The organism is Streptomyces anulatus (assembly GCF_000721175.1).
GTDB classification, from domain to species: Bacteria; Actinomycetota; Actinomycetes; order Streptomycetales; family Streptomycetaceae; genus Streptomyces; species Streptomyces anulatus_C.
In genome coordinates this window covers 65,127-83,460 of sequence record NZ_JOEZ01000030.1, presented here as the reverse complement: position 1 = coordinate 83,460, position 18,334 = coordinate 65,127, and the positions used below count along the sequence as shown (strand labels likewise).

Annotated in this window: 16 protein-coding genes; 8 read left to right on the top strand and 8 right to left on the bottom strand. The window is 70.2% G+C overall.

Annotated features, from left to right (window positions below; genetic code table 11):
* Positions 1 to 26: 26 nt before the first annotated feature.
* Positions 27 to 593, bottom strand: coding sequence for a DNA polymerase ligase N-terminal domain-containing protein (locus IG90_RS42590; protein WP_078841977.1), 567 nt, complete (start codon positions 591 to 593; stop codon positions 27 to 29).
* A 310-nt stretch (positions 594 to 903) separates the two neighbouring features.
* On the opposite strand from IG90_RS42590, the gene IG90_RS0129685 reads away from it, so the two are divergent.
* Both IG90_RS0129685 and IG90_RS0129680 read left to right on the top strand, forming a co-directional pair.
* Complete coding sequence (locus tag IG90_RS0129685; protein WP_030591172.1) at positions 904 to 1,812, top strand: glycoside hydrolase family 16 protein; 909 nt, start codon at positions 904 to 906, stop codon at positions 1,810 to 1,812.
* A gap of 207 nt (positions 1,813 to 2,019) precedes the next feature.
* On the top strand, positions 2,020 to 3,012 hold the full coding sequence (locus IG90_RS0129680) for an aldo/keto reductase (RefSeq protein ID WP_030591169.1): 993 nt from the start codon (positions 2,020 to 2,022) through the stop codon (positions 3,010 to 3,012).
* A gap of 28 nt (positions 3,013 to 3,040) precedes the next feature.
* On the opposite strand, the gene IG90_RS0129675 is transcribed toward IG90_RS0129680, so the two are convergent.
* The 4 genes from IG90_RS0129675 to IG90_RS39875 form a co-directional block, all read right to left on the bottom strand.
* Entirely contained in the window at positions 3,041 to 4,249 is a 1,209-nt protein-coding gene (locus IG90_RS0129675; RefSeq protein WP_030591166.1) for a serine/threonine-protein kinase, read from the bottom strand.
* Positions 4,250 to 4,519: 270 nt separating this feature from the next.
* Positions 4,520 to 5,212, bottom strand: coding sequence for an HAD family hydrolase (locus IG90_RS0129670; protein ID WP_030591163.1), 693 nt, complete (start codon positions 5,210 to 5,212; stop codon positions 4,520 to 4,522).
* 38 nt (positions 5,213 to 5,250) lie between these two features.
* Positions 5,251 to 5,766: an Lrp/AsnC family transcriptional regulator gene (locus IG90_RS0129665; protein ID WP_030591161.1), complete on the bottom strand. Its 516-nt coding sequence runs from the start codon at positions 5,764 to 5,766 to the stop codon at positions 5,251 to 5,253.
* Positions 5,767 to 5,844: 78 nt separating this feature from the next.
* Positions 5,845 to 6,096, bottom strand: a complete 252-nt coding sequence (locus tag IG90_RS39875) for a hypothetical protein (RefSeq protein WP_233436116.1) — start codon at positions 6,094 to 6,096, stop codon at positions 5,845 to 5,847.
* Between the two features lie 308 nt (positions 6,097 to 6,404).
* On the opposite strand from IG90_RS39875, the gene IG90_RS0129655 reads away from it, so the two are divergent.
* The 4 genes from IG90_RS0129655 (at position 6,405) to IG90_RS0129640 (ending at position 10,446) form a co-directional block, all read left to right on the top strand.
* On the top strand, positions 6,405 to 6,599 hold the full coding sequence (locus IG90_RS0129655; RefSeq protein ID WP_030591158.1) for a hypothetical protein: 195 nt from the start codon (positions 6,405 to 6,407) through the stop codon (positions 6,597 to 6,599).
* A 49-nt stretch (positions 6,600 to 6,648) separates the two neighbouring features.
* Positions 6,649 to 8,154: an FUSC family protein gene (locus tag IG90_RS0129650; RefSeq protein ID WP_030591155.1), complete on the top strand. Its 1,506-nt coding sequence runs from the start codon at positions 6,649 to 6,651 to the stop codon at positions 8,152 to 8,154.
* Positions 8,155 to 8,565: 411 nt separating this feature from the next.
* On the top strand, positions 8,566 to 9,444 hold the full coding sequence (locus IG90_RS0129645; protein ID WP_030591152.1) for a universal stress protein: 879 nt from the start codon (positions 8,566 to 8,568) through the stop codon (positions 9,442 to 9,444).
* Positions 9,445 to 9,594: 150 nt separating this feature from the next.
* Positions 9,595 to 10,446: a DMT family transporter gene (locus IG90_RS0129640; protein ID WP_030591149.1), complete on the top strand. Its 852-nt coding sequence runs from the start codon at positions 9,595 to 9,597 to the stop codon at positions 10,444 to 10,446.
* An 80-nt stretch (positions 10,447 to 10,526) separates the two neighbouring features.
* Here the strand turns inward: IG90_RS0129640 and IG90_RS0129635 are convergent, their stop codons facing one another.
* On the bottom strand, positions 10,527 to 11,162 hold the full coding sequence (locus tag IG90_RS0129635; RefSeq protein WP_030591147.1) for a universal stress protein: 636 nt from the start codon (positions 11,160 to 11,162) through the stop codon (positions 10,527 to 10,529).
* Positions 11,163 to 11,627: 465 nt separating this feature from the next.
* Here IG90_RS0129635 and IG90_RS0129630 point away from each other — a divergent pair, with 465 nt between their 5' ends.
* A complete protein-coding gene (locus tag IG90_RS0129630; protein ID WP_030591146.1) occupies positions 11,628 to 12,515 on the top strand; it encodes a universal stress protein in 888 nt (295 codons plus the stop codon).
* Between the two features lie 530 nt (positions 12,516 to 13,045).
* On the top strand, positions 13,046 to 14,302 hold the full coding sequence (locus tag IG90_RS0129625; RefSeq protein WP_030591143.1) for a YncE family protein: 1,257 nt from the start codon (positions 13,046 to 13,048) through the stop codon (positions 14,300 to 14,302).
* 203 nt (positions 14,303 to 14,505) lie between these two features.
* Here IG90_RS0129625 and adhE read toward each other — a convergent pair whose 3' ends face one another.
* Together adhE and IG90_RS0129615 are read right to left on the bottom strand one after the other, a co-directional pair.
* Complete coding sequence (gene adhE / locus IG90_RS0129620; protein ID WP_030591141.1) at positions 14,506 to 17,148, bottom strand: bifunctional acetaldehyde-CoA/alcohol dehydrogenase; 2,643 nt, start codon at positions 17,146 to 17,148, stop codon at positions 14,506 to 14,508.
* A 206-nt stretch (positions 17,149 to 17,354) separates the two neighbouring features.
* The gene (locus tag IG90_RS0129615; RefSeq protein WP_206434053.1) at positions 17,355 to 18,002 is read right to left on the bottom strand and encodes a CBS domain-containing protein; all 648 of its coding nucleotides are present in this window, start codon (positions 18,000 to 18,002) and stop codon (positions 17,355 to 17,357) included.
* Positions 18,003 to 18,334: the final 332 nt, after the last annotated feature.

Here is an 18,334-nt window from a genome sequence, read left to right as displayed (position 1 = left end):
GGACGGCGCTACTTTCGAAACACGCCCTAGAGATCCCCGGGCTCCCGGACAGCCGCCGCGGCGACCTGGTGCAGCGTCCGTCCCGTACGGGCAGAGCGGGCGTGGTACGGGTCGGGGGAACCGGGCCTGCCGCGTACGGCGAGGCGATCGTCGGCCTTGATCAGCAGCCACGCCTCATGGCCCCCGCTGTCCGGTTCGTCGCCTCTCTGGATGCGGGTCAGCGCGAACTCGCCGTGCAGTTTCGCCCCGTACAGCCAGAACGTCGCATGGCCGAGGTCCAGGGACTCGGCGAAGGTGACGCGGTCGCCCTGCGCGTCGTGCCCGAGCGGCCGGTAGGTGCCCTGGTCCCAGACGATGACCGTGCCGCTGCCCGACTCGCCCCTGGGGATGACCCCTTCGAACTCGCGGTACTCCAGGGCGTGATCCTCCGTGGGCACGGCGAGCCGACGGTCGCTGGGGTTCTCCGAGGGACCGCGGGGCACCGCCCAGGACTTCAGTACGCCGTCGACCTCCAGCCGGAAGTCGAAGTGCAGCCGACGCGCGTCATGGATCTGTACGACGAAGTGGGGCCGCGGTGTGCCGTCGTTCTCCACGTGATGCTCCCTTCGTCACGGCGGCCCGTCGCCGCCGGCCCGTCCCGTCGGTCCGTGGTTCCACATCTCCACGCCCCCCGCTGTCTCCACTCTGCTGCCGCCCGGGGTGAACCGCACGGCGGGCCCGTTGCTTCAGGTGCATATGTCTTCGGGGTATGCCGTTCCTTTTTCGGTCCGGACCAGGTTATTGACGGCTTCTGCGGCACTCCCTTAAATCAAGAATTGAAATGTGCGCCTGAGGTGATCGCCCCAACCGTTCACCTCTCGGTGTCAACCTGTCATGCGCATGCCCCCCACGCGAAGTGATGTGATGACCGTGCACTCCACGCACTCCACGGCGCGCAGCGTCTCCCGGCGCCGCCGCGTCGCTCTCTACGCGGCCTCGCTGCTCTGCTGTTCCGCCATCCTGACCGCCCTCCCCGGCGGGGCGTCCGCCGCACCCGCCGCCGGCTCCCCGGCCCCCGGCCCCGGGGCCCAGACGGTCGCCTTCGAGGACCAGTTCGACGGACCGGCGGGCGCCGCCGTGGACGGCGGCAAGTGGCAGATCGAGACCGGTGACAACGTCAACAACCACGAGCGGCAGTTCTACACCCCGGGCAACGACAACGCCGCGCTCGACGGCCAGGGCAACCTCGTGATCACCGCCCGGAAGGAGAACCCGGGCAACTACCAGTGCTGGTACGGGGCCTGTGCGTACACCTCGTCCCGGCTCAACACCTCGGGCAGGTTCGCCGCCGCCTACGGCCACGTCGAGGCGCGGATCAAGATCCCGCGCGGCCAGGGCATCTGGCCCGCGTTCTGGATGCTGGGCGACGACTTCGGCAACGTCGGCTGGCCGGACAGCGGCGAGATCGACGTGATGGAGAACGTCGGCTTCGAACCCGGCACCGTCCACGGCACCCTGCACGGCCCGGGATACTCCGGCTCCGGCGGCATCGGCGCCGCGTACACGCTGCCCGACGGACAGGCGTTCGCCGACGACTTCCACACCTTCGCCGTCGACTGGGCGCCCGACTCCATCACCTGGTCCGTCGACGGCAACGTCTTCCAGCGTCGCACCCCGGCCGACCTGGGCGGCAACCAGTGGGTGTTCAACAAGCCCTTCTTCCTCATCCTGAACCTCGCGGTCGGCGGCTACTGGCCGGGCGACCCCGACGGCAGCACCCAGTTCCCGCAGCAGATGGTCATCGACCACGTCCGCGTGACGACCGGCGACTGACCACGGGCGACAGCCCCGCCGACAGCGCCCGCCTCCAGCTCCACCTGCTCCGGTGTCGGACAGCAGCCGTGGGACTTCACCCGGGTCCTCGTGCAGTACCGGGGCTGATTCCCGGCCCGCCGGCTCGCCGGGCGGCCCTCGGACGTGGACGGTGGCAGTAGTGCTCCTGCCGCCGTCCACCCCTTTCCACGCGAGAAGCGGAATAGCATGATCCTCATGGAACAGCGCACACTCGGCAGGACCGGCCGTGACGTCTCGGTCGTCGGACAGGGCACCTGGCAGCTCGGGGGCGACTGGGGCGAGGTCGCGGAGGGCGACGCCTTCGGGGTTCTCGACGCGGCCGTCGAATCCGGCGTCACCTTCTTCGACACCGCGGACGTGTACGGCGACGGCCGCAGTGAACAGCTCATCGGCCGCTACCTCAAGGACCGCCCCGACGCGGACGTCTTCGTCGCCACCAAGATGGGCCGCCGCGCCGACCAGGTGCCGGAGAACTACGTCCTGGACAACTTCCGTACCTGGAACGACCGTTCCCGGACCAACCTCGGAACCGACACGCTCGACCTGGTCCAACTGCACTGCCCGCCCAGCGCCGTCTACTCCTCGGACGCCGTCTACGACGCCCTGGACACCCTCGTCGCCGAGCAGCGGATCGCCGCCTACGCGGTGAGCGTCGAGACCTGCGCCGAGGCCCTCACCGCCATCGCGCGTCCCGGCGTCGCGAGCGTGCAGATCATCCTCAACCCGTTCCGCCTCAAGCCGCTGGACGAGGTCCTCCCGGCGGCCGTCGCCGCGGGCGTCGGCATCATCGCCCGGGTCCCGCTCGCCTCCGGCCTGCTCTCCGGCAAGTACACCAGGGACACGGTCTTCGGCCCCGACGACCACCGGACGTACAACCGGCACGGTGAGGCGTTCGACCAGGGCGAGACGTTCTCCGGCATCGACTACGCGACCGGCGTCGCCGCGGCCGCCGAGTTCGCCGAACTGGCCCCCGAGGGCGCGACCCCCGCACAGACCGCGCTGCGCTGGATCATCCAGCAGCCGGGCGTGACCAGCGTGATCCCCGGCGCACGCTCGGTGGAACAGACCCGGGCCAATGCGGCGGCGGCCGCCCTTCCGCCGCTGCCGCAGTCCACGCTGGACGCGGTACGGGACCTGTACGACCGGTCGATCCGCGCGGAGGTCCACGACCGCTGGTGAAGGCGGGCGGAGGAGCGGTGGGCAGGACTCAGTCGTCCTGTTCGCCGTCCCCGTCCCCGTCTTCCCGGCCCTGGTCCCCGTCCTGCTGACCTTGCTCACCCTGCTGCTCAGGCTGCTGTTCGCCGCCGCCGTCGCGGACGTCCTGCGAGGTGCCCGAGGACGGACTCCGATCCGGAGTGCCGGCGGAACTGGAGTCCGGGGAGAACAGGATCATCCCCAGATACACGGCGGCCAGGAACGTCGCCGCGCCCGCGATGGCGCTGGCCACCCTGGGCCGCCGCCGAATCGCCTCGCGGGTACTGCGGCGGCGGGCCGGAGCCGACCGGGCCGGCGCCTGCCGTCTTCGCCCCGTGGGCCCCGGGAGCCGGTAGGTCGTCGGGCCGACCGGTGCGGGCGGCGCCGCGAGGGAGGCCTTCGGGGCCACGGGGGCGGACGCCCGGTGGGACGTGGGCGTCTGCATCGGGAGGGGCTCCGGCCGGCCGCGCCAGGCGTCGGTGCGGAACCAGTCGGAGACCTGCTGAGCGGTGGGCCGCTCCTCGGGCTGCTTCGCCAGCAGTCCGAGCAGGTACGAGTCGAAGGCGGCGGAGATCTCCACGCCGCGCTGCCGCAGCGGGACCGGCGGGGTGTCGACGTGCTGGTAGAGCGTGGCGGTCGCGGTGTCGGACTTGAACGGCGGCTGACCGAGCAGCAGTTGGTAGACGACGCAGCCCAGGGAGTACATGTCGGACGCGGAGTCGGCGGTGCGCCCCAGTGCGCGCTCGGGGGCCAGATAGAGGCTCGTGCCCACGATGTGACCGGCCGTCGTCAACGCGGTCGAGGGGTCGTCGACGAACTGGGCGATACCGAAGTCGCCGATCTTCACCGAACCGTCCGCGTCCAGCATCAGGTTGCCCGGCTTGATGTCGCGGTGGACGATGCCCTGGCGGTGCGCGGCGGCCAGCCCGGCGGCCGCCTGGCCAGCGATCAGAGCGACCTGTTCGGGATGGACCCGCTCCTGGGCGGCCAGCAGGTCTCCGAGGCTTTGCCCCTCGACCAGCTCCATCACCAGGAAAAAACGGTCCTCCCAGGCCCCGAAGTCGAACACGGCCACCAGGTGCGGGTGGCTCAACCGGGCGGCGGTCTGGGCCTCCAGCCGGAAGCGGGCGGTCGACGAGGCATCCGCCTGGTCACCCAGCAGCAGCTTGACGGCCACGGCGCGTCCCAGCACCTCGTCCGTGGCGCGCCACACCTCGCCCATGCCGCCACGACCGATGGGGGATACCAATCGGTACCGACCAGCTACCAGCACCTGTACACCTATCTCGAATTATGGCCCGCTCCGGCTGTCGGCCCCCGGGGCCCCGGCCTCCGGCGGAGTCCTGGGCGGTGCGGCGAACGACATGATCAGGATATCTGTCCGGCGGGGCCCGGATGCCCCGACGGCCTTTTCACCGGGCTCGGCTGACGGCCCGACACCCTTCCCCGCCGGCCCCGACGCCGACGGCGTCACCACGTCGCATCCTCACTGTCAGCCGAGCAGCAGGCGGTACGCGGCCTCGGCCGTGAACGCCGTCTGCCCGCCCGGGAACAACAGGTCGGCCGCCTTGAACGCCGGGTCGGACACGGTCTCCGGCACATGGGGAACGGCGATGCACCGCATGCCCGCCGCGTGCGCGGCCGCCGCCCCGGCCGGGGCGTCCTCCAGCACCACGCAGTCCGCCGGCTCCGCCCCCATCCGCCGGGCCGCCTCCAGGAACACGTCCGGCTCCGGCTTGCCGTGCGCGACCTCCTCGGCGGAGACGTACAGCGGGAAGTACGCGTCAAGACCCGTGACCGCGAGCACCGCCCCGATCGCGGCCCGGGACGAACCGGAGGCCACCGACATCGGCACCCCGGCCGCGTGCAGCCGCTCCACCAGCACCCGCATCTGCGGGAAGACCTCCGTCGACGCCCTGGCGAGCTCCAGATACAGGGCGTTCTTCCCGGCGAGCAGTTCCTCGACCGGGGCGACGATCCCGTACTCCCCGCGCAGGACGGTCAGCGTCTCCAGCGTGCTGATGCCGATGAACCGGGAGTTGACCTCCCAGTCGAAGTCCCGCACCCCGTACCGGGCGAGCAACCGGCGCCCCGCCTCGTAGTAGTTCGGCTCGCTGTCCACCAGCGTCCCGTCGAGATCGAAGATGACGTGGGGGCCGGGAGTGGTTACGGCATGGGATGTCATGGCCCCAGCATGCCGCAGCCGCGGACCGACGGGTCCGGTCACCCCTGACGGTCAGCCCTGACCGGTCCCGGGGCCCGGCCGGCCCCGGTCGCCCGCCCCACGGACTCGACCAACGGCAGCACCCGGTGCGCCACCCGCTCGCGCAGCGCCACGTCCGTCCGTGTCCTGACGACACCCGGCAGCTGGATCAGCCGCTGGATCACGTCCTCCAGGTGCCCGTTGTCCCGGGCGACCACGCGGGTCAGCAGATCGCCTCCGCCCGTCGTCGAGAACGCCTCGATGATCTCGGGCACAGCCGCCAGGGCGTCGCCCACCTCGACCAGATGCCCCTGCGTGACCTCCAGGTGGACGAAGGCGAGCACGGGATGGCCGAGCGCGGCGGGGGAGAGGGTCGGTCCGGTGCCGGTGATCACGCCGTCGCGCTCCAGCCGGTCGAGCCGGGCCTGCAAGGTGCCGCGGGCCACGCCGAGGATGCGCGCGTACTCCCGGACGCTGGTGCGCGGCTGCTCGATCAGCAGGCGCAGGATCCGGGTGTCGAGAGCGTCCACCGCCATGATCCGCAGATCTCCTTCCGAGCCGTCCGGTGCGGCTCCGACTGTACCCAGCGGGGGCGCACCCCGTGCGCCGGCGTGTCACCCGTAGAGCGACAGCAGCCAGGCCATCAGCACGGCCGTCAGGACGAACCGGGTCACGGCGGCGCCCCGGAACCGGCCCCAGCACAGGGCCGGTCCCACAGCCGCCAGCACACCCCCGCTACCCGCCGGCTCCGCCACCGGAAGCGTGGGTTGCGCGCCGCTGTGCGCGGCGGCCCAGGCCTCCATGCCCACCGCGAGCCAGGCGTAGCCGCCCACGAGAGCGTCGAACGGAGCGAGGGCCAGGAACACCAGGAGGTTCTCCGCTCCGCGACTCGCGCTCCTCCCGGAGCGCGGTCGTGCGCATGTCCATGTCCATGTCGGCATCGTGCGCCGCCCGCACCGTGGGGAGATGAGTACACGTACTCATCTCGTGGATGGTCCGTTGGCGTGCTGATGGCCGACCTCTCGGCCCCTTGACTGGTCCATTGGTACAGAGTAATCCTCCCGGTTTGATCCATGGGCCCGGCAGGTGCTGCAATGGATCCGTCGATGGCGCTGCGGACTTCCGCGGCGCCTTTTTCATGCGAGTCCCGCGGTGACGCGGAAGGGGTGGAAGTGTGCTGAAGAGGCTGTTCGTGGCGCCGGACCCGGGGCGGGTACGGCTGCGCTTCGCCGTCCGTGCCGTTCCCGGTATCGGCCTCGCGGTCGCGCTGTGCGGCCTCGCCGGCCTCTGGCTGGTGGCGGCCATCACGGGCGGTCTCGCGGCACTGCTCGCCCTCGGACCGGCGCTGACCCGTTGCCGACTTTCCTGACTATGCGTCAGCTTTGCGAGTTGGTCGTTTCGGTCTTCGGAGGGAAGTCGTGTTGAAGAGGTTGCTCGTAGCACCGGATCCGGGTCGACTGCGATTGCGTAGTGCCGCGCGCTCCGTCGTGGGGGTCGGCGGGGCGGTGGCCGCGTGTGCGGTGACCGGGCACTCGCTGGTCGCTGCCATCACGGGCGGCCTGGCCGCTCTTCTGGCCCTGTTCACGGTCACGGACGCGGACATCCGCGCTCAGGTCCTGACCACCGCCCTGTTGCCGGCGGTCGGATTCCCGGTACTTGCGCTCGCGAGCGGACTGCACGATGTTCCCCTGGTCCGGGACCTCGCTTTCCTGGCAGTGATCGGTGCGGGAGTCTTCGCGCGGCGATGGGGGCCGCGCGGGAACGCGCTGGGGATCTTCGCCTTCATGATGTTCTTCACCGCCCAGTTCCTGCACGCCACTCTCACCCAACTGCCCGAGCTCCTCACTGCTGTCGTCCTTGCCCTCCTGGTCTCCTCGGCGGTCCGTTTCGGGCTGTGGCATTTCGAGCGCCACTATCCGCCCGCGGTTGTGCCTCCTCCGGCGGGAGGGCGGGGTCTGGAGCGTGTGACGACCCGCCAAGCGATACAGGCGACTGTGGCGTGCGCGTTCGCTCTGGGGGTGGGGCAGGTGCTGTCGCAGGACCGCTGGTACTGGGCGGTGGGCACGGCCTGGTGGATCTTCGTGAACACCACGTCGCGCGGTGAGACCCTCGTGCGCGGCTTCCGCCGCGTTCTGGGCACCGTCCTGGGAATTCCCGCCGGACTGCTCATCGCGATTCCCATCCAGGGCAACCTCACGGGCACGATGATCCTGGTGGCGGTGTGCGTCTTCGGGATCTTCTACACGGCCGCGGTGTCGTACTCCTGGATGATCTTCGCCGTCACGTTGATGGTCTCCCTCCTCTACGGACTGCTCGGAGTCCTGAACCCCGGACTGCTCGTGCTGCGGCTGACGGAAACCGGAGTCGGGGCGCTCGGAGCCGCCCTCGCGGTGCTGGTGGTACTTCCCGTCACCACGCACGCGACGACCCATTCCTGGATCCAGCGCGCACTGAGTTGTGTCCACGCGTGCACCGCCCAGGCCGCTGCGCGTCTTGCCGGCGCCCCGGACGCCGACCCCGAGCCCCACATCGCCGAGCTCGAACTTCTGCTGGGGCGGGTACGGCTCTCCCTCGCGCCCCTGGTCCACCCACTCAACCCACTTCGGGCCCGCAAAGCGCGCGCCCGCAAGGTCTTGGCCCTGCTCGACGACTGCGCCCGCGAGGTCCGCAGCCTGGCCGTTGTCGCCGCCGACCCCGACGCCTCGCACGACGCCCGCCTCGCGGCTGCCTGCTGGCGGGTCGAGTCCGCAGTCGAGATCCTCACCGCGCCCCGCCCCGGCGCGATCCCCACAGCGCCCGTCCATGCGAATCACTCCACTGCGGCAGACCCTGCCCTTGCACACCTCCACGACCTGGAACGTGCCCTCGCCGAACTCGTCAGCCCGCTGAGCCACGCTCCTTACACGGCGTCGACCAACGCCTGAAGCTGCGTACCGCGCCGGATCGAATGCGCCCAGGCGCACGGCGATGACGACGGAAGCCCACGACCGCGAGGACCGGACACCCTGGGATGAGACAGGAGCACGTAGCCTTCCGTCCCACCCGCAACCCCATCCGCCCCGCAGGGGGTCCTTCTCGGCACGCCCAGCGCGCGCAGCGCGCCACGATCCTTCATCGTGGTCGTACGGGGTTCTGCCCCACCTCGTGTGCCGGGGCTGCGGGGCGGGGAGGTGCGTGTCGATCGTCCCGAGCCCGAACGGGTGCTCAAGATCACCTCGATGTGCGGAAAGTGGCTGAGGAAAGTCGCCTCACCCGTCGCAGTACGGAGCCACTCCGCGTGACCTCAGGCCCGCAGTCCGGCGAGGAGCCCTCCGTCGCCAGAAGGGAACGTGAGCATGTCCCGTCCTGTGACTGCCGGTGTGGACGGGTCGCCGGCGGCCGTCGCGGCGGCCGTATGGGCCGCCGGGGAGGCGGTACTGCGCGAAGTGAACCTGCGGATCGTCTACGCGGATCAGTCGCAGGGCCCGGCGACCGCGCGGTCCGGCAGCCTCGAAGCGCGGAGCCACTGGGCCGACGATCTGCTGGCCGAGGCCGCGGAAGCGGTGCGGCGCGAGCACCCTTCTCTGGAGACCGAGAGTCGTCGGCGATCCGGGCAGCCCTCCGAGGTCCTGGCCGACGAGGCGGCCGAGGCCGGTCTCCTGGTACTCGGCTCTCGCGGTCTGGGCGTGTTGAGGGGGTTCCTCCTCGGGTCGGTCGGCATGGCGACGATCAGCGTCACCGAGCACCCGGTCGTGCTCGTACGGGCACGGGAGCGGCCGGACGCAGCGGACGGCGCTGTCCCGGCCGGCCCGGCGCGCGACGTGGTCGTCGGCGTGGACCTCGACCAGTTCTTCGCCCCGCTCCTCGACTTCGCCTTCCAGGAAGCCTCACTCCGTGGCGACCGTGTCCTGGTCCTGTACGGGTGGTCGATCATGCCCGTGGTCCGCGACGCCTCGGCGCTCATCGCGGCCGAGCGGGAAATGGGCCCCAGCCTCGCGCGGCGCCTTACGGAAGCCCTGAAACCATGGCGGCAGAGGTTCCCTTCCGTGGAGGTCGCCGAACAGTCGCCCATCGGCGGGCCGGCTCGACTACTCCTGCAGGCCGCGGCGGCCGCGGACCTCGTGGTGGTCGGCCGACGGGTACGCAAAGGACCTCTGGGCGCACACATCGGATCCGTCACCCATGCCCTGATCCACCACTGTCCGGCGCCCGTCGCCGTCATCGCGCATGAATGACACCTTCGCAGCCCGGACCATGCCCGCGTCAGAGTCCGTCGCGCGGACCCTGGCGACATCCGGCGTGCTCGCGTGCCTGACGGGCCTGCCCAGACCGTTCTCTCGTGCCTCAGACGTGGTCCGTCCCGTGGCGGCAAGGCTCCTTGACCAGTGAACATCGTGATCGCGGTGCCGAGTGCCCTGATGGCCGCCGTATGTTTCGGTATCGGGTCGGTGCTGCAGCACGAAGCGGCGCGGCAGGCGTCCGTACAGGAGTCGATGAGGCTGCGGCTCCTGCTCGACCTGGCCCGTCGGCCCAGATGGCTGGCGGGGCTGGGGCTCTCCGTCTCCTCCTTCGCCTTCCTCGGACTCGCGCTCGCGTACGGCCCGCTGGCCCTGGTCCTTCCGCTCGCGGCAACCGATCTCCTGTTCGCGCTGCCGTTCCTGGCTCTGCGGCGCGCGGAGCGACTGACCCGTTGGGAGAAGACGGGAATGGCCTGCACGGCGGGAGGCGTGGCGGTGTTCCTGGCGGTGCTGCCGCTCTCTGCCGGCGTTACGCTCCCTGCGCTCCACGACTGGGTCCCCGCGTTCGCGGTGATCGTCGGTGCCGTGGCCCTGCTGGCGCCGATGGGAGCCAGGCGCCCTGGATGGGTACGGACAGCCGCATACGCGGTCTGCGCGGCACTGATGCTGGCGCTTCTCGACGGCTTGGCCAAGAGCACGGCCGGCCGGTTCCGGGCCGACGGCCTCGAAGTACTCCTGCACTGGGAACCATACGCGCTGATCACCGTCGGGGTGACGAGCCTGGTTCTGTCCCAGAGCGCCTTCCAGGCCGGCTCTCTGGCTGTCAGTCTGCCGATCATCGACACCCTGGAGCCGATCGGCGCCGTCGCGATCGGCATCGTCGTCTTCGGCGAGCAGCTCGCACTCACCGGCGGGGCACTGACCGTGCAGATGCTGGGAGCGGCGGCGGCCGTGACGGGCATCATCTTGCTGGCACGGTCGCCGCTGGCCACGGTGTGACGCGAATGCCGCGGTGGCCTGGCCCGGCCTGTCACGCCTGGGTCGCTCGTACGCCGAGAACCTTCCAGGGAGTGCGCTTTCTACACGGCTTCATCGGGGGATGTACGCTGCTCGCCGATGACGAGAACCGGCACGCTCTGTTGACGCACCAGTTGCTGGGCGACGTTGCCGAGTAGGCGGCGTGACAGGCCGCGTCCGTGTGTGCCGACGACGATGAGGTCGATGTCCTGTTCCTTGGCGTAGGCCATCAGCGCCTGCGCGGGTGGCCCGGAGATGATGTCGCAGTGCGTCACCCGCCCGGCGGTGCGCTCGGTGACGGCCCGCAGGTGGTTTTTCGCCGTGGTGATGCTCGGGTCCGTTTCGCTGTCGGCCGCGTCGTAGCCGACCACCTCGACGGCGACGAGGGCCTGCGCGTACGGCCCCAGGAGGTCAGCGGCCTGGTCCAGCGCGGCCAGGGATTGCGGGGAGCCGTCCACGCCCACCAGTACTCGCAGGCCGCCCGGGCCGGGCGGACCGACTTCTGTCCGGGCGAGCGGTCCGAGGCGGTGCAGTCGGGTACGCTCGCCGGCGGCGAGGGTCAGGATCGGCCCGAAGACGATCCCCATGAGCGGCCATCCCCAGTGGCGGAAGCCCTTGCGGGCCATCCACCAGGCGGTGGCGAGGCCGATGGCGATCCAGGTTCCCAGGGCGATGAGGGCGAGTGCGAGATTGCTCATGGCGGCTTCCAGGTGTTGAGGGTTCGGGCGGCTGGAGGGTGGCAGGGCAGCACGACCTCATGGGCGCTCAGCCCGTGATGCGCGTCGCGGGTGGAACCGCCTTCTCGTCCGGGCGCTCCGGAATCCTCACCCTGAGGCATCGGATCCACATACGACGACCGGGCGGTTCGCGTGGTGGACGAGATCCTGACCGACCGATCCGAGGAAGCAGACGCAGACCGGTGAATCGGCCACGTCCTCGTTGCCCCGCACGAACAACAGTCATCATGACCATTTCGTCTATCTACCACATTTATCCCGAATGGTCGGGTGGTGCCCACGAACCGGTCGGGTCCTCTGTAGGGGAACGCCACCCGGCTCCGGCCTCGGTGCGAGGCGACGGAGCGGCAGGGACGGTCCCCTGGCAGCAGTGAGGCTTCTGGGGGACGCTGGGAGACGAAGGTGCGTCGGTGTCGAGGAGTCGGGATGAGCGGTCTGGTGGTCGTGGGCGTGGACGGGTCCGCGTCGAGCCTCGCGGCGGTGGAGGCTGCGGCGCGCGAGGCACGGTGGCGCGGTGCCGGGCTGCGCGTGGTGCACGCGTTCTTGTGGCCCGCGATGCATGTGCCGCTGACTCCGTCGCCGCTGGGCCCGCCGGAGGGCGGGCTGCGCGACATGGTCGAGCGCCTGGTGGCTGAGGCGGTGGCGCGGGCCAGGAGTGCGGCGCCGGGGGTGGATGTCTCGCACGCGGTGGTGACCGGTGAGCCGTTGACGGTGCTGGAGGCGCAGTCGCGGGCTGCGGATCTCGTGGTCGTCGGGTCGCGGGGCATGGGCGGGTTCGTCGGGCTGCTGATCGGCTCGACGGCGGTGCATCTTGCCGCGCACGGCCAGTGTCCGGTTCTGGTCGTGCGTGAGGGGGGCGACGAGAAGGGGCCGGTCGTGGTGGGCGTGGACGGCTCCGCCGCGGGCGAGCAGGCGATCGAGTTCGCCTTCGCGGAGGCCGCGCTGCGTGGAGCGCCGCTGAGGGCGATTCATGCCTGGACCCTGTGGAGTGCGCCCCCTTCCGAAATGCACGAGGGCGCAGACACCTATGTGGACCCGTCGACAGAACTCGCCGAGGCGGAGGAGCGGCTGGTGGCCGAGGTGCTGGCTGGGCGCCGGGAGCGGTACCCGGGAGTGATCGTGGAGCCTCGGGCTCTGCGCAGCCAGACCCGTGAGGCGCTGATCGAGGCCAGTCGCTCGGCGCAGCTGCTGGTGGTCGGCGCTCGGGGCCGTGGTGGGTTCGCCGGGCTGATGCTGGGGGCGGTCAGCCAGGCGGTCCTGCATCATGCGCACTGCCCGGTCGCTGTCGTACGAGGGGCCGCTGAGCGGTCATGATTTGTTGACGGTACGTGAGCTCCAGGCATCGCTGGTGACGGAGTGGACGGACGGACCGTCGGATCCCGGTCCTGAGGGCGCCCTGCACTCATCCGCCTTTCGTGTCGAGGTAGTTGGCAGGTGGCGGCGGGAGCTGGAGCGTCGGCGACCCCCTGTGCGCCCGGACGGATCCGTACGGGTTGAGGCCATTGTCGTGACGCCGCGCGACCCGAGGCAGGGCCGAGCGGGCCCCCGCGGGCCCGATGGCCCTCGGGATTCCCGACGCCCAAATGACGCTTGGGTTACCGGAGTTCGTCCGTCGCGAACAGGGCGGCTCGGATGATTCTGCCCGTGGCCAACCGTCGGGAAGGCTCGATCGCGCCCGGCGAGGAATCTCGATGGGACTCTGTTCAACTTTCCCTCTCCTGGCTACGTTACCTCCAGTAACAGATGCGGGCCTGTGTCTGACGGCGCGCCGCCCACCCCTGCCTCTGGAGTTCACCATGAAGCGTTCCCCTGCTCGTCGTCCTCGCCGTCGGCACCCCTTCGGCATGGCCGCCCTTGTCGCCGTGGGGCTGACCGCAGGATCGTTGTCCACGATCCCCGGCTCGGCCGGCGCGAGCGAGATCCCGAAGCAGGCACGGGCAACCTCCTTCGAGGAGCTCAAGGAGGTGTTCTTCGTCGGCAACAACTGGGAGGGCACCGCCGACGTCATCAACTCCCGTGGCGACTACGCCGGAATCGGCCGGATCAACATGATCCCCGACAAGAAGGAGCGCCTGCGGGAGATCTACCTCAACCCCGTCAAGCTCGCCTTCTTCCTCGGTATCCGACTCGGCCCGGGTGAGGGGCACGACCAGTACGTCGACGACATGTACACCACGAAGGACGGCAGGTCCGTCGTCGCCTCCCGGCCGAGTTTCGCCGACGTGGTCTCCATCGACGTGGAGAGCGGCAAGATCAACTGGCGCTTCCCGGTCTCCGGTTTCCGCTCCGACCACATGGCGGTCTCCCCCGACGGCACCCAGGTCGCCGTCTCCGCCTCCATCTCCAACACCGTGCACGTCCTCGACATGGCGACGGGCGAGGAGGCAGGCAGCTTCAAGACGGGCGACAAACCGCACGAGAACGTCTACACCGACGACGGCAAGTACCTCTGGAACATGTCCATCGGCGAGGTCAACACCGACATGGACGCGCCCTGGCAGGACTTCACCAAGGGCGACCGCCGCATCACCATCGCCGACGCGAAGACCTTCCAGGTCAAGAAGATCATCGACATGCGCGAACGGCTCGACGCCTTCGGCCGCAAGGACCTGTCTGACGCGCTGCGCCCCGTCGCCTTCACGCCCGACGAGTCGAAGATGTACTTCCAGGTTTCCTTCTTCAACGGCTTCGTCGAGTACGACGTGCACAACGACAAGATCACCCGAGTGAAGACCCTGCCGAAGAACCCGGACACCAGCGACGAACGCACCACCTACGTCAACGACTCCCGCCACCACGGCATGTCCATGAGCCCCCGGGGCGACAAGCTCTGCATCGCCGGGACCATGGACGACTACGTCACCGTCGTGAACCGCGAGACGCTTCAGGAAGGCCCGCTCGTCACCGCCTCCAAGCCGTACTGGGCCACCGTCAGCGGAGACGGCAAGCACTGCGTGGTGTCCGAGAGCGGCACCGACCAGGTGACGGCCATCGACTTCGCCACCGGTGAGAAGGTCACCTCGATCCCCGTCGGCGACCACCCGCAGCGGGTACGCCTCGGTCACGTCCCCACGGACTGGACCGGCCCCACCACAGGCTGAGACGCTTCGGCGCCCGAGCCTCACGCCGCTTCGACCCGAACGCGCCGCACCGGATCCGACGGTGGGGCGGGAGCAGTCTGTCCGCCCGCTCCCGGCCCGGATCGCGAAGCGCACTGGACGGTGACCGTATCTGCGGGCGGTCCCTTGCCAGGGCTGTCAGGGGGGACCTTGGCGCCTTCCGCGCGGAGATGACCGCCCCGTGTTCAGCCGTAGTAGGCCGTGCGCATCAGCTCCCGCATGTCGTCCAGCATCGGCATGCGGGGGTTGGCCGGTGCGCACTGGTCCTCGTAGGCCTGGAGGGCCTGTTGCGGCAGCGCGTCCAGGAAGGTCCGTTCGTCGACTCCCAGCGCCTTGAATGTCGGCTCGATGCCGACGGCGTCACGCAGGCGCTCGACGGCCGCGGCGAGGGACTCCACGCCCTCGGGCGGGGTCGTGGCGGGCAGCCCCAGGGCGCGGGCGATGTCCTGGAACCGCTCGGGAGCGCGGTAGTCCTCGTACTTGGGCCAGCCGGTCAGCTTCGTCGGGATGGTGCCGTTGTAGCGGATGACGTGGGGGAGCAGCACGGCGTTGGTGCGCCCGTGCGCGATGTGGAAGGTCGCGCCGAGAGTGTGGGACATGGCGTGGACGATGCCGAGAAAGGCGTTGCCGAAGGCCATGCCGGCGATGGTGCCGGCGTTGTGCATCTTCTCCCGGGCTTCCGGTGCGCCCTCGCGGTCGGTGACCGCTGCCTCCAGGTGGTCGAAGACCAGGCGGATGGCGTGCAGCGCGAGGCCGTCGGTGAAGTCGTTGGCGTAGACCGACACGTACGCCTCGACGGCGTGCGTGAGGGCGTCGAAGCCGCTGTCGGCAGCGAGGGCCGGGGGCAGGACCGTGGTGAGGAGAGGGTCGATGATGGCCACGCTGGGCGTGAGCGCGTAGTCGGCCAGGGGGTACTTCTTGCCGGTGGCGGGGTCGGAGATGACGGCGAAGGGGGTGACCTCGGCTCCGGTGCCGGAGGTGGTGGGCACGCAGACCAGGCGGGCGAGCTTGCCCAGGGTGGGGAAGCGGAAGGCGCGCTTGCGGATGTCGGAGAACTTCTGCCGCATGTCGGCGAAGTCGATGCCGGGCTGTTCGTACAGCAGCCACATGACCTTGGCGGCGTCCATGGGGGAGCCGCCGCCGAGCGCGATGATCGTGTCGGGGCGGAAGTCCCGCATGAGGTCGGCGCCGTGCTGGACGGAGTCGATGCTGGGTTCGGGCTGGACGTTGTCGATGATCTGGAGGGTGACCGGTTCCCGGCGCTGCTGCAGTACGCGGCTGATCCGGTCGACGAACCCGAGGCGGGTCATGGTGGCGTCGGTGACGATGGTGACGCGGTGGACGTCGGGCATGGAGGTCAGGTAGCGGATGGCCTGCGGCTCGAAGTAGATCTTCGGGGGGACCTTGAACCACTGGAGGTTGTTGCGGCGGGCGGAGACCCGCTTGACGTTCAGCAGTTGCGCGGCGGAGACGTTGTCGGACACCGAGGTGCTGCCCCAGGAGCCGCAGCCCAAGGTGAGTGAGGGCAGCAAGCCGTTGTAGATGCCGCCGATCGCACCCTGGGAGGAGGGGGAGTTGACGATGATCCGTGCGGTCTTCATCCGCATGCCGTACGCCTCCGCCACGGCCGCGTCTTCCGTGTGGATGACGGCGCTGTGGCCCTGGCCGTGGAAGGCGACCATGTCGGCGGCCAGGCCGAAGCCGTGACGTTCGTCCTCGGCGCGCAGCACGGCGAGGACCGGGCAGAGCTTCTCGCGGGTCAACGGCTCGTCGGGGCCGACGCGTTCGGCCTCGACCAGGATGACCGAGGTGTTCTCCGGCACCGAGAACCCGGCCCGCGCGGCGATCCACGCGGGGCTCTGTCCGACTGCGGCGGCGTTGACCTTGGGCTCGCAGCCGGCACCTGAACCGCCGGTGGCGGGGAACAGGAAGGTCTCCAGCTTCGCCTTCTCCTGCGGGGTGGCCAGATGGGCGTGCAGGGTGCGGAACTCGGCGAGTGCCGCGTCATGGATCGCCGTGTCCAGGATGACGGCCTGTTCGGAGGCGCAGATCATGCCGTTGTCGAACGACTTGGACAGCACCAGGTCGTTGACGGCCCTGCGCAGCTTGGCGCTGCGGTGGACGTAGGCGGGGACGTTGCCGGCGCCGACGCCGAGTGCGGGCTTGCCGGCCGAGTAGGCGGCCTTGACCATGGCGTTGCCGCCGGTGGCGAGGATCAGGGAGACACCGGGGTGCCGCATCAGCGTGCTGGTCGCCTCGACGGACGGGGCCTCGATCCACTGCACGCAGTGCTCCGGTGCACCGGCGGCGATGGCCGCGTCCCGTACGACGCGGGCCGCTTCGGCGCTGCACCGCTGGGCGGAGGGGTGGAACGCGAAGACCACCGGATTACGGGTCTTCAGCGCCATCAGCGCCTTGAAAATCGTGGTCGAGGTCGGGTTGGTGACGGGGGTGACCGCGGCCACCACTCCCACCGGTTCCGCGATCTCGACCATGTCCTCGATGTCGTCCCGGCCGATGACCCCGACGGTCTTCATGCGGCCCATGCTGTGCGTGACGTGCTCGCAGGCGAACATGTTCTTGGCCGCCTTGTCCTCGAAGACCCCGCGTCCCGTCTCCTCGACCGCCAGACGGGCCAGCGCGGTGTGCTGGTCCAGGGCGGCGACCGACGCCTTCTTGACGATGTGGTCGACCTGTTCCTGGGTCAGGCTCTCGTAATCGGCTAATGCCTTGAGACCGTCCGCCACCAGACGGTCCACGGCGACCGCGGTGTCGGACGGGGCGTCGGTCCTGACGCGGTCCTCGGTCCGCACGTCCTGTCGGGTCATGGCGATGTGCCTCCGTTGTCAGGGGCCGCCGTGGTGTACGGCGGTCCGGCCAGGAGCGGTGCGGCGGTGAACCGCGCCGCTCTCCGCCTTCACTGTCCTCCGGCGCCGTCTGCCGCAGGAGGCGCCGGAGGGCCTCTTCCGGGGCCGTCCGGCCCGGCTCGACAGGGACCGTCGGCCCAGGCCGTTCGAGGCTGCCGGCCGCGTTCTCATGAACTCCCGATGCGAGCGGGCCCAACCGTTGCCGCACAGTCGTCGATGCGGAAGCCCAGGCCGTTCACCACGCCGACCACGCCTTCGAGGCGCCAGACGGCGTGGACGATCTCCGGTATCCGGGAACGCAGTTCCACCTGGCCCGCGAGAGTGATGACGCCGTCGCGGACGGAGACGAGGACCGCGTCGGACGACAGCTCCTCTGCGCCGACGACGATCTCCTCGGTCACCTCGCGGCGGATGTCGTCGTCCGCACGCAGGAAGACCCGGAGAAGGTCGCGGCGAGTGGCGATGCCGATCAGACGGTCGGCCTCGTCCACCACGGGCAGCCGCTCGACACCGCGGCGCTCCATGAGCCGGGCGGCGTCCGGCACGGTCTGCTCCGGGTGCACGGTGACGGCCGGGCTGGACATCATGTCCTGCGCGGTCACGGCCGGTGGCGGAGCGGAGCCTTCCTGGTACGCCTGGGCGCGTACCAGGTCGCTTCCGGACAGGACACCGAGGACCTTGTCGTCGGCGTCGACCACCGGCAGTCCGCTGATCCGGTGGTGGTCGAGCAACCGTACGACCTCCTTGAACGGTGTCGTCGGGCCGGCCTGCACGACGTCCCGTGTCATTACCTCACCGACAGTGCGAGGGGTCACGATGGGTCCTCCTTCACGAGCAAGGGCGAAGAGAGCCGGAGCCGATGGCCGACTCCGGCGCCCCGCCACACCTGGCAGGCGCCGCGTGACGCCTACTTCTGCGAGCCGTCCCGCCATGGGGACTGTGCGGTCGTCCGACGGGCGCCGCCGTGGTGAGCACGTTCGGTACCGGTCGTGGAGTGCCCGCATGGTGGCGGAGGTCTCACGGGCACCGAAGTGCCTGGCGGTCCGGTGCTCCACTGCCTGTGACCGTTCTGCCACGTCCCAAGGTTGCCGCGCTCCCCAGCCACGTACCAGGGGCGGCCGGTCCTGGTGGGGAGGGGCTCCTCGGC

Bases quoted from the DNA above. Each gene is read 5' to 3' on its own strand.
- IG90_RS0129685 (WP_030591172.1), top strand. From the start codon at position 904: ATGACCGTGCACTCCACGCACTCCACGGCGCGCAGCGTCTCCCGGCGC.
- IG90_RS0129680 (WP_030591169.1), top strand. From the start codon at position 2,020: ATGATCCTCATGGAACAGCGCACACTCGGCAGGACCGGCCGTGACGTC.
- IG90_RS0129675 (WP_030591166.1), bottom strand. From the start codon at position 4,249: ATGGGCGAGGTGTGGCGCGCCACGGACGAGGTGCTGGGACGCGCCGTG.
- IG90_RS0129670 (WP_030591163.1), bottom strand. From the start codon at position 5,212: ATGACATCCCATGCCGTAACCACTCCCGGCCCCCACGTCATCTTCGAT.
- IG90_RS0129665 (WP_030591161.1), bottom strand. From the start codon at position 5,766: ATGGCGGTGGACGCTCTCGACACCCGGATCCTGCGCCTGCTGATCGAG.
- IG90_RS0129645 (WP_030591152.1), top strand. From the start codon at position 8,566: ATGTCCCGTCCTGTGACTGCCGGTGTGGACGGGTCGCCGGCGGCCGTC.
- IG90_RS0129635 (WP_030591147.1), bottom strand. From the start codon at position 11,162: ATGAGCAATCTCGCACTCGCCCTCATCGCCCTGGGAACCTGGATCGCC.
- IG90_RS0129630 (WP_030591146.1), top strand. From the start codon at position 11,628: ATGAGCGGTCTGGTGGTCGTGGGCGTGGACGGGTCCGCGTCGAGCCTC.
- IG90_RS0129625 (WP_030591143.1), top strand. From the start codon at position 13,046: ATGGCCGCCCTTGTCGCCGTGGGGCTGACCGCAGGATCGTTGTCCACG.
- adhE (WP_030591141.1), bottom strand. From the start codon at position 17,148: ATGACCCGACAGGACGTGCGGACCGAGGACCGCGTCAGGACCGACGCC.